Source organism: Sphingomonas sp. Ell38C01 (genome assembly GCF_055231975.1).
The window spans coordinates 645,001-655,886 of record NZ_JBUYVA010000001.1; the positions used below are offsets into that span (position 1 = coordinate 645,001).

6 protein-coding genes, 2 tRNA genes and 2 rRNA genes (1 of these 10 running past the window's edge) are annotated in these 10,886 nt (G+C 63.6%); 6 read left to right on the forward strand and 4 right to left on the reverse strand.

Going from position 1 to position 10,886, the window contains the following annotated elements; all coding sequences use genetic code 11:
• The 4 genes from ACV7NO_RS03165 to ACV7NO_RS03180 form a co-directional block, all read left to right on the forward strand.
• A tRNA-Ala gene (locus ACV7NO_RS03165) sits at window positions 1–25 on the forward strand (it extends 51 nt beyond the left edge of the window).
• A gap of 398 nt (window positions 26–423) precedes the next feature.
• A 23S ribosomal RNA gene (locus tag ACV7NO_RS03170) occupies window positions 424–3,215 on the forward strand.
• 214 nt (window positions 3,216–3,429) lie between these two features.
• A 5S ribosomal RNA gene (gene rrf, locus ACV7NO_RS03175) occupies window positions 3,430–3,544 on the forward strand.
• Between the two features lie 138 nt (window positions 3,545–3,682).
• Window positions 3,683–3,759, forward strand: a tRNA-Met gene (locus ACV7NO_RS03180).
• Between the two features lie 225 nt (window positions 3,760–3,984).
• On the opposite strand, the gene ACV7NO_RS03185 is transcribed toward ACV7NO_RS03180, so the two are convergent.
• From ACV7NO_RS03185 to ACV7NO_RS03200, 4 genes are read right to left on the reverse strand one after another with little or no spacing between them, the layout of a single operon-like run.
• On the reverse strand, window positions 3,985–4,374 hold the full coding sequence (locus ACV7NO_RS03185) for a hypothetical protein (protein ID WP_463404575.1): 390 nt from the start codon (window positions 4,372–4,374) through the stop codon (window positions 3,985–3,987).
• 20 nt (window positions 4,375–4,394) lie between these two features.
• Window positions 4,395–6,863 carry a branched-chain amino acid ABC transporter ATP-binding protein/permease gene (locus tag ACV7NO_RS03190; protein WP_463404576.1) on the reverse strand — a complete coding sequence of 823 codons (2,469 nt, stop codon included), beginning with the start codon at window positions 6,861–6,863 and terminating at the stop codon, window positions 4,395–4,397.
• The gene (locus ACV7NO_RS03195) at window positions 6,860–7,735 is read right to left on the reverse strand and encodes a branched-chain amino acid ABC transporter permease (RefSeq protein ID WP_463404577.1); all 876 of its coding nucleotides are present in this window, start codon (window positions 7,733–7,735) and stop codon (window positions 6,860–6,862) included. The genes ACV7NO_RS03190 and ACV7NO_RS03195 overlap by 4 nt, the downstream gene beginning before the upstream one ends.
• A gap of 4 nt (window positions 7,736–7,739) precedes the next feature.
• Window positions 7,740–8,930, reverse strand: a complete 1,191-nt coding sequence (locus ACV7NO_RS03200; protein WP_463404578.1) for an ABC transporter substrate-binding protein — start codon at window positions 8,928–8,930, stop codon at window positions 7,740–7,742.
• 230 nt (window positions 8,931–9,160) lie between these two features.
• On the opposite strand from ACV7NO_RS03200, the gene ACV7NO_RS03205 reads away from it, so the two are divergent.
• Both ACV7NO_RS03205 and ACV7NO_RS03210 read left to right on the forward strand, forming a co-directional pair.
• Window positions 9,161–9,940, forward strand: a complete 780-nt coding sequence (locus ACV7NO_RS03205) for a GntR family transcriptional regulator (RefSeq protein ID WP_463404579.1) — start codon at window positions 9,161–9,163, stop codon at window positions 9,938–9,940.
• The gene (locus ACV7NO_RS03210; RefSeq protein WP_463404580.1) at window positions 9,937–10,620 is read left to right on the forward strand and encodes a flavin reductase family protein; all 684 of its coding nucleotides are present in this window, start codon (window positions 9,937–9,939) and stop codon (window positions 10,618–10,620) included. Before ACV7NO_RS03205 ends, ACV7NO_RS03210 begins: the two co-directional genes overlap by 4 nt.
• Window positions 10,621–10,886 lie beyond the last annotated feature (266 nt).

Genomic DNA, 10,886 nt, shown 5'->3' on the forward strand with positions numbered 1-10,886 from the left:
GGTTCGATCCCGATAAGCTCCACCACTCCCCGAGATTTTTCCAGAGATGAAGACATCAGTTCCGTCGTAGCGATACGGCGGTTTTGGAGCGCTCAGGCGTTCCTCTTTGACATTGTAAATGGGTTCTTAAAATCGATGCCGTGAAGGTATCGGCTTTGAGTGGCGCGCAACGGCTGAAAGGCCGGTGGGTGATGCGAAGAGGTCGGTAATTCACAACAGGGATCGCAAAAGCCGCGGCGAGCTTGCTCGTTGGCGGATATGCGGTTCCGACAATCTGGCTGAGATTATAATCATCCGCACCAGGACGGTGTCGCACGGGCGCAAGCCTTTGCCGGCACCCGGTAAAACCACATGACGCTGCTCTGCCGAGTTTCGTGTCATCCTTCGGGATGATCCAGCGTTGTCGTTGGTGGTGTGGACTCTCAAGCGTGAGGTAAGGGCAATTCGTGGATGCCTTGGCGCATACAGGCGATGAAGGACGTGGCACGCTGCGATAAGCGTCGGTGAGCTGTGAGCAAGCTTTGACCCGACGATTTCCGAATGGGGAAACCCACCCATCCCGATTATCCTTTCTGTGGAGTGATCCGCAGGGCGGGTAATTGGTGTGAGGTATCACTTAACTGAATACATAGGTTTCGTGAGGCGAACCCGGTGAACTGAAACATCTCAGTAGCCGGAGGAAAAGACATCAACCGAGATTCCGTTAGTAGTGGCGAGCGAACGCGGACCAGGCCAGTGCCTGAATTTCAACTAGCAGAAGCTTCTGGAAAGTAGCACCATAGCGGGTGACAGTCCCGTATGCGAAAGTGAGAATTCAGGACTTGAGTAGGGCGGGACACGTGTAATCCTGTCTGAACATAGGGGGACCACCCTCTAAGCCTAAATACTCGTATGCGACCGATAGCGAACTAGTACCGTGAGGGAAAGGTGAAAAGCACCCCGATGAGGGGAGTGAAACAGTACCTGAAACGGATTGCCTACAAGCAGTAGGAGGGGTCTTGTGCCCTGACTGCGTACCTCTTGCATAATGGGTCTGTGACTTAATGTTTCAAGCGAGCTTAAGCCGTTAGGTGTAGGCGCAGCGAAAGCGAGTCTGAATAGGGCGACTGAGTTTGAAGTATTAGACCCGAAACCCGGCGATCTAGGCATGACCAGGATGAAGGTGCGGTAACACGCACTGGAGGTCCGAACCGATTAACGTTGAAAAGTTACCGGATGAGTTGTGTTTAGGGGTGAAAGGCCAATCAAGCCGGGAAATAGCTGGTTCTCCGCGAAAACTATTGAGGTAGTGCCTCGGATGGACACCTCAGGGGGTAGAGCACTGGATGGTTGCGGGGGTCGCGAGATCTACCAACACTAACCAAACTCCGAATACCTGAGAGTGATATCCGGGAGACAGACGGCGGGTGCTAAGGTCCGTCGTCAAAAGGGAAACAGCCCTGACCTACAGCTAAGGTCCCCAAGTCACGTCTAAGTGGGAAAGCATGTGGAAATCCCAAAACAACCAGGAGGTTGGCTTAGAAGCAGCCATCCTTTAAAGAAAGCGTAACAGCTCACTGGTCTAAACAAGGGTTTCTGCGGCGAAGATGTAACGGGGCTCAAGACGTGCACCGAAGCTTAGGGTGTGTCGCAAGACACGCGGTAGCGGAGCGTTCCGTAAGCCGTTGAAGCGATCTGGTAATGGGTCGTGGAGGTATCGGAAGTGCGAATGCAGACATGAGTAGCGATAAAGAGGGTGAGATGCCCTCTCGCCGAAAGACCAAGGGTTCCTGCGCAAGGCTAATCCGCGCAGGGTGAGCCGGCCCCTAAGACGAGCCCGAAGGGGGTAGTCGATGGGAACCACGTTAATATTCGTGGGCCTGGTGGTGTGTGACGGATCGTGTGTGTTGTCAGCTCTTATCGGATTGAGCTGGCTTCGAAACGGTTCCAGGAAATAGCCCCACCGTATAGACCGTACCCGAAACCGACACAGGTGGTCAGGTAGAGTATACCAAGGCGCTTGAGAGAAGTGTCCTGAAGGAACTCGGCAAATTGCCTCCGTACCTTCGGAAGAAGGAGGCCCCATGTAAGCGCAAGCTCTCATGGGGGGCACAGGCCAGGGGGTAGCGACTGTTTAGCAAAAACACAGGGCTCTGCTAAGTCGGCTTCAAGACGACGTATAGGGCCTGACGCCTGCCCGGTGCCTGAAGGTTAAGTGGAGGGGTGCAAGCTCTGAAATGAAGCCCAGGTAAACGGCGGCCGTAACTATAACGGTCCTAAGGTAGCGAAATTCCTTGTCGGGTAAGTTCCGACCTGCACGAATGGCGTAACGACTTCCCCACTGTCTCCAGGACATGCTCAGCGAAATTGAATTCTCCGTGAAGATGCGGAGTACCCGCGGTTAGACGGAAAGACCCCGTGCACCTTTACTGCAGCTTCAGAGTGGCATTAGGAAGGAACTGTGTAGCATAGGTGGGAGGCTTTGAAGCATCGGCGCCAGCTGATGTGGAGCCATAGGTGAAATACCACCCTGTTGTTTTCTGATGTCTAACTTCGATCCATGAAACTGGATCAAGGACCCTCTGTGGCGGGTAGTTTGACTGGGGCGGTCGCCTCCTAAAGAGTAACGGAGGCGCGCGATGGTTGGCTCAGGTCGGTTGGAAACCGACTGTTAGAGTGCAATGGCATAAGCCAGCCTGACTGCGAGACTGACAAGTCGAGCAGAGACGAAAGTCGGTCATAGTGATCCGGTGGTCCCTCGTGGAAGGGCCATCGCTCAACGGATAAAAGGTACGCCGGGGATAACAGGCTGATAACCCCCAAGAGCTCATATCGACGGGGTTGTTTGGCACCTCGATGTCGGCTCATCACATCCTGGGGCTGGAGCAGGTCCCAAGGGTTTGGCTGTTCGCCAATTAAAGTGGTACGTGAGCTGGGTTCAGAACGTCGCGAGACAGTTTGGTCCCTATCTGCCGTGGGCGTCGAAATTTGAGAGGAGTTGACCCTAGTACGAGAGGACCGGGTTGAACGTACCTCTGGTGTACCTGTCGTTCTGCCAAGAGCGCAGCAGGGTAGCTATGTACGGACGGGATAACCGCTGAAAGCATCTAAGCGGGAAGCCTCCCTCGAGATAAGATTTCTTAGGACGGTCGGAGACCACGACCTTGATAGATCGGATGTGGAAGTGGAGTAATCCATGGAGCTAACCGATACTAATCGTCCTATTCGCGCTTGAGAGTCCCACCATCAATGACAACCCTGGATCAAACCAGCGTACGTCATGCATGTGTCGGATGATAAGCTCGACGCCAGATATGACGACATCCCCACCGTCTGGGGTGTCGACACCACAAATCACAAAAGTGCACGCATCGATTTTAAGGACGCCGTCAAGACCGCAAGGTTCCGGCGTCCGTGACCCAGATCCTCAGGCGTCCACCGGCTTCATTGCCTGGTGACCATAGCGTCGGTGTCCCACCCGATCCCATCCCGAACTCGGCCGTGAAACCCGACCGCGCCAATGGTACTATCGCTCAAGCGATGGAAGAGTAGGTCGTCGCCAGGCATTGCAGCCGGTGTGCGCCCAAGGATCCACACAGTCACATCAAGAACCCATCTACCATGTCATGGCCCTCGTGGCCGCTCACGCCTCCGCCCCAAGCGGAGGCGTTCGCGTTCCACGATACACGCCAACATCCAGTGTCGCGGGGTGGAGCAGCCCGGTAGCTCGTCAGGCTCATAACCTGAAGGTCACAGGTTCAAATCCTGTCCCCGCAACCAACGATGTCACAACAGCCCCGTCCCTAACCGGACGGGGCTTTGTTGCGTCCGGGCTCCCCGGACTTGCCACCTCGCGCATCCGGAACAGGTCGCCGTACAGCTGCATCGCCGGCGCTTGCCACCACGCCACTCCCCGCCCGGATCACGATCTTCTCAATGAACCTCACAGAAACTCCGCGGCCTCGCCGCGCACCGCCTCGTCGTCCAGCGTCTCACGCAACCGGCCTATGTTCTCCGTGGAAGCGCCACACCGTCCACGCTGGCGTAGTTCGCCCGGGCCCCGCCGGGCAGACGAATGTGGTATCGCTGCTGCGTCGAGCGAAGTGCGGATCCACCCGCCATGGCCGAGATCGAACCCGCCGCGGCGAGATCGTCGCGAAGCCGTGCCTCGCCATGCGAATCGAGGATAGCCGACGTCACGCTCGAACGACAGAGTGACCAGTGGGGCACCATGTCCCGCTTCTCGCATTCCATCTCCATGCGCTTGGCGACATTGGCCCCGTTCCAACTCGACGACTCGCCATGCTTCCCCAACACGTCGCGGGGCTTAACCACCGGAACGACGTCGTCGAACGTCGCTTTGGGTATCGCCGCGTAGAAACCGGTTCGTTCCATCGTGGATCGGAGGTGTCCGGTCAGGATGCGGCCGTATCGCCCGTGCCCAGATAGGCGGCGACCAGCGCGGGGTCGTCGGCGATGCCCGCGGCGTCTCGGTGGGAGACGATTCGCCCTTCCGCCAGAACATAGGCCCGGCTCGCCAGCGCGAGAGCCAGATCGGCCATCTGGTCGACGATCAGCAACGCGACGCCTTCGTCGGATAGCGCCGCGAGTTGTTCGAACAATTCCATCGTCGCCAGCGGCGCGAGGCCCAGCGAGGGTTCGTCGAGAAGCAGGGTGCGTGGTTCGGCCATCAGCGCGCGCGCGATCGCCAGCATCTGTTGTTCACCGCCGGACAACAAGCCGGCGCGGTGATCGATCCGGTCCCGCAGCCCTGGGAAGCGGACCAGCATCGCCTCAAGCCTCGCTCCGGATCCCGCGCGGCGAGTGAGGCCGCCGAGGCGGATATTGTCGCGGACCGAAAGTTCCGGAAACACCTGCCGCCCCTCGGGCACCAGTGCGAGGCCGTGGCGGACCCGCGCCGACGCAGGCCATGATTCGATCCGCGCGTCGCCGGTCATCACCTGGCCGCGTGACGGGCTCAGCAGCCCGGCGAGGACGCGCATCAGCGTCGATTTGCCGGCGCCGTTCGCACCGAGCAGCGCCACGGTCTCGCCCGCGCGTATCTCGACATCGATGGCGTGGAGCGCCGACACCGCGCCGTATCCGGCGTGGAGCGCATAGGCCGCGATCGCGATCGGCGCCGTGGCGGGTATCGCGCGACGGCGCGCTGTGAACCGGCGCGCACCCAGATAGGCGTCGCGGACCTGCGGATCGCGCTGGATCTCGCCCGGGGTGCCATAGGCGATCCGGGTGCCTGCACGCAGTACGACGACGTCGTCGGACGTTCCCATCACCAGCGTCATATCGTGCTCGACCAGGCAAAGGCCGACGCCCGCTGCCGCGATCGCGCGCAGCAGCATGCTGAGCGCCTGCTTTTCCGCTTGCGACAGCCCGGCGGCGGGTTCGTCGAGCAGGATGACGTCGGGATCGAGCGCAAGCGCGCGGGCGATCTCGACGAGCCGCCGGTCGACATGGGCCAGGCGCGCGGCGAGGGTGCCCGGATCGCCCGCATAGCCGCACGCGCGCAGCAGCCCGCGCACCGCGTCCCGCCGGGCGGCATGGCCGCCGAGGAGCGCGCCCAGCTTGCCGCGATACGTGGCGAGCAGGACGTTGTCCTCGACCGACAGGCTGTCGAACAGCGCCGACGTCTGGTAGGTCCGCGCGACGCCGCGCCGTGCGGCCTCGAAGGCGCGGCCATTGGGAAGCGGGCGGTCCCCGAGGAGACGGTGCCCTACATCGGGCCGATAGAAGCCGCCGAGCATGTTGATCGCGGTCGACTTGCCCGCGCCATTGGGACCGATCAGCGCGGTCACCCGCCCCGGTACGATCGTCAGGTCGAGCGCGTCGACCGCGCGCACTCCACCGAAGCCGATCGCGAGGCCTCGCGCGGCAAGCGCCGATCGCGCGCGCGCCGGCAAGAGATCGGCAAGGCTGCGGGCGTCCGGCGTCGGAGGCGCGGCGACGCGCCACGTCGGCAGCAACCCGGCGATGCCGTTCGGCGCGAGCCAGAGGACGACCAGCACAAGCACACCATAGGCCAGCACCCGATAGGCCTCGAACGAGGCGAGAATCTCGGGCAGCAGCGCGATGACGATCGCCCCGATCACCGGCCCGGGCGCCTTGCCGGTGCCGCCGATCACGACGACCAGCACGAACATGATCGACAGCGACAGGTCGAAGGACTGCGGCGTGACGAAGCCGTTCATCGGCGCGAACAGCCCGCCCGCCAACGCGGCGAAACAGGCCGAGGCCATGAACGCGACGATCCGTACCCGTACCGCATCGATGCCGATCGACGCCGCCGCGGCCTCCGAATCGCGCACGGCACGCAATCCGGCACCCCATGGTCCGCGCGACACGCGGTCGAACGCTGCGAGTGCGGCCCCGGCCACGACCAGCGCCAGAATCACGGTGCCGCGTGCGCCGAGGTTCGTACCGAACATCGCGACGGCGGGAATGTCGAGGATGCCGTTCTGCCCACCGGTCAGCCAGTCGGTTTCGACCAGTGCCTGTTCGGCGACCAGCCCGAACGCGATCGTGACCATCGCCAGATACGGCCCCTTTACCCGCAGCGCGGGCAGGGCGAGCAGCGCACCGAGCAACGTCGCCGCGAGCGCGGCAAGCGGCCATGCGATCCAGAAGGGGAGCCACCCGCGCGACGTGCAGATCGCGACCGCATAGGCGCCCAGCGCATAGAAGCCGGCATGACCAAAGCTGATCTGTCCGCCGAGCCCGATCAGGATGTTGAGCCCGATGCCGACGATCGCAAGCAAGGCGACCTGCCCGATCACGAACACGTAATATTCGTTGAGCGACTGCGCCCCCGCCATCGCTGCCAACAGCAGCAGCACGCCGATGGCGCTCCACGTACGACGCTCCGTCATGCCTTGCGCACCGTGGCGCGGCCGAGCAACCCGTCCGGGCGAAGCGCGAGCAGGACGACGACGAGCGTCAGCGTCACGATCTGGGTATAGCCCGAGCCGAGGCTGCGGGTGACCAGCGCCTCGACCACGCCGAACAGCAGCCCTGCGGCGACGATCCCCCAGGCGCTGCCCAGCCCGCCGAGGATCGCGACCGCGAACGCCTTCAGCCCCAGGATCACGCCCATGCCCGCCTGGACATTGAACAGCGGCGCGACCATGATTCCGCCGATCCCGGCCAGCGCCGACGACAGCGCGAAGGATGTCGCGATCACCAGCGGGACCGGGATGCCGACAAGGCTGGCAGCATCGCGATTCTGTGCGACCGCGAGCATCGCGATGCCGCCGAGCGTGTGCCGCCTGACGATGTCGATCCCCGCGGCGAGTGCCAGCATCACGACCGGGATCAGCAGGTGGAGCGGATAGATGCCCAGGCTGAGGTCTCCGACGCACACGGGCCCCTGCGCGAGTGCGGACGTCATCGATCGGGGCTCGGCACCGAACGCGAGCATGACGACATTGTCGCACACGAGCCCGAGCGCGACCGTCGCCATCAGCCAGCCGTCCGACCGGCGCGCGAGGAATGGCCGCACCGCAACCTGTTCGACGATGACGCCGTAGAGCGCGCAGGCGGCGATCGCGACGACGATCGCAGCCGGCATCGGCACCCCCATCCGCACCAGCATCAACGTCGCCACCGCGCCGAGCATGGCGCTCGATCCTTGGGCGAAATTCACTGCGCCCGACACCGACGACGTGATGTGGAAGCCGAGCGCGATCAGCGCATAGATGCTGCCGAGCGCGATGCCGCCGAGCAGCGCCGATACCAGGCTCACCGCCTCACGCCGCCTTGCGGGCGGCGAGCGGGACGATGCGGTCGTCCTGGAATTCCGCCCAGATATAGTCGGTGTCGCCGAGCGCATCGTGACGATCGCCGGCGAAGGGTGCGTCGTACGTCTTGATGAGGCCTTCGTAGCGGCCGATCTTCGCGAAACCCTGCCGGATCGCGTCGCCGTCGAGCGACCCCGCTGCCGCGATCGCCAGTGCGGCGAGGTGCATCGCGTCATAGGCGTTGGCGACGCCGACGGCGGGCGTGATATCCTGCGGTCCCTTGATGTCGGGATATCTGGCCTTCAACGCGGCAAGCACGCGCGCCTTCACGGGCGTATCGGGCCCGAAGAAGCTGTAGGTCTGGACGAACTTGACCCGGCTCGCGCCTCGCCCTGCCAGTTCGCCGAAGCGCCCGCCTGCCGGACCCCAGTGCGAGACGACCGGCACCTGCCAGTCCATCCGGTCGAGCGACTTCACGACCTGCGCCGACGGGCCCACCGTCGCGACCATCATCAGCGTGTCCGCCCCCGCGGCGCGCAGCCGCCCGAGCTGTGGCGAGAGATCGATATCGGACGGCTCGAACGTCTCGGATCCCGCCACCGGCACGCCTGCTGCGGCGAGCGCGGCGACGAGCCCCTTCTGGTTCGACTGGCCCCAGGGGTTGTCGAGCAGGATCAGCCCCGGCTTCCTTGTGGCATAGGTGTCGCGCGCGAAGGCGACCATCGCCTTGTCGACCTGCTCGTCGACCGCGGAGACGCGGAAGACGAAGTTGGGATCGGTGCCGTTCGCGGTGATCGCGGTGCCCGCAGCCCAGGGAACGACGAACGGCACCTTGGCTGCGGTGGCGATCGGCACGATCGCGCGCGCGACCGGCGTGTCGAGTCCGCCGAACAGCAGGACGACGCCTTCCTTGTGGATCAGTTCGCGCGCTGCGGTCGCGCCCTTGGCCGGGCTGCTCTCGTCGTCGCGGCGGACCAGTTCCAGCTTCTTGCCGAGGATGCCGCCGCGTGCGTTGATCTCATCGATCGCGATCGTCAGGCCGCGGGTGATCGCTTCGCCCGACCGCGCCGATTGCGCCGACAGGGCGGTGACCAGTCCGATGCGGATCGTGTCTCCGCCGCCGCCGCAACCCTGCAATGTCGCCGCGGTCAGCACCGCCGCCATGCCGGTCAGCAACGATCGTCTGGTCGGGTGCGGCATGGCGAATCCCCCTTTGCGCCTTGGTCCGTCGATTCATATCGAGCGGACGTCACAATTCAAGCATAAATCGTTGACGATATTATCCGGCTTTGTCGATCATTGCTCTTGCAAAGTGGCGCAGGATCGTTGCAGGGATGGGTATGGCGCGATCGGAAACCATGATCGGTCCGCAGGAGAATCGCGGTCATCCCGGAGCGGTCCGGCATACCGCCACGGCAACGGTGGAATCGATGCGACACGAAACGGCAGTAAAGACACGGTCGCCCGTCCAAGCCGGCGCCAAGCGTCGGCCGCGCGCCGCCGCGCCGACGCCCGACCTCACCCGAGGCGATCCCCCCACCGGCGTCGATATCGAGCAGCACATCTATCAGACGGTGTTCGACAGCGTCCTGAACCAGCGGCTGACGCCGGGCACCAAGCTGCCCGAACCCGCGCTGTGCGACCTGTTCAAGGTGAACCGTGCGGTGATCCGCAAGGTGCTCCAGCGCCTCGATCACGAACGCATCGTCGAGCTTCGGCCCAACAAGGGTGCGGTCGTCGCCGCGCCGAGCCCTGAGGAAACGCGCCAGATCTTCGAGGCGCGGCGCGCGCTGGAGGTGTCGATCGTCGAGATCGCCGCCAAGCGCCGCGACGCGCGCGACATCGCCGCGCTGACCAGGTTGCTCGATCACGAACACGACGTCAGCCACGCCGCGAATCCGCACGGCTGGGCGACCTGCGCGCGCGACCTGCACCTGAAGATCGCTGCGATCGCAGGCAATCCGATCCTGATCGCCTATCTGACGGAGTTGATGACCCGCTGCTCGATGATCGTCGCGATGTACCAGCCGGCAGGCAACGCCGCGTGCGAGCATGCCGAGCATCGCCGCATCGTCGATTACATCGCCAAGGGGGACGTCGCGTCCGCTCGCGGCGAGATGGGCGCGCACCTGCGGCGGCTGGAGGACAATATCTGCATGATCCAGCAGCCATCGGCCAAGACGCTCGCGCAAATGCTCAACCTGGGATGACGCTCGCGCCGCCGCCCGTGCTCCATGCCTCCGCCTCCGACCAGGCCCCCGAACAGACCCACGTCGATTTCGCGGCGCTGGGCGCGTACGAGCGTTACAAGCTGATGGCGAGCCTGATCGTGCCGCGGCCGATCGCGCTCGTCACCACGCTTGGCGCGGACGGCGTGGTCAACGCCGCCCCGTTCAGCATGTTCGCGATGCTCGGCGAGGACCCGCCGCTGGTGATGATAAGCGTCAACCGCCTCACCGACGGCACACTCAAGGATACCGCCGCCAACATTCTGCGATCGGGCGAGTTCGTCGTCCACATGGCGGACGAGGCCATCGCCGAACAGATGCACGCATGCGGCGCGCACCTGCCCCCGCACGAGAGCGAGATCGATCATGCCGGTTTCGGCACGGCGCCGTCTACCGGGGTCGCGCCGCCGCGGATCGCCGACGCGCCGGTCGCGTTCGAATGCGTGTCGTGGCAGACGATCGAAACCGACAGCCGCTACATCTTCTTCGGTCGCATCCTTCACCTGCACGCGCGAGCCGGGCTGGTCGATACGGCGGCATGGCGGGTGAACCTCCAGGACTATTTCCCGGTCGGTCGCTTCGGCGCAAGTTTCTACACCACCACCCGCGACCGGTTCGCGCTTGACGGCGAGGCGCGCGAAACGCCGATCGACCGGATATAGCCGGCCGCGCCCTGCGCGCGACGATCTCCCTCCACAGCACCGTTCCTCCTCGCCGGATCGTCGGCGCGGAACGCCGTCCGTGCGCATTTCTATCGTCATCACGATAAAGTCATATCGTTGACGATTTGATGTTGAATGATCGACGAAGACTCGCGTATGCTGCGATTCGCGAGAGGGGCGGGATCGCAAGCGACGATCCCCATGGTGGCAAGGCCTGGGGCGTCAGACCCCGGCCGGTCGCCCGTTCGGGACACACGAAACGGGGA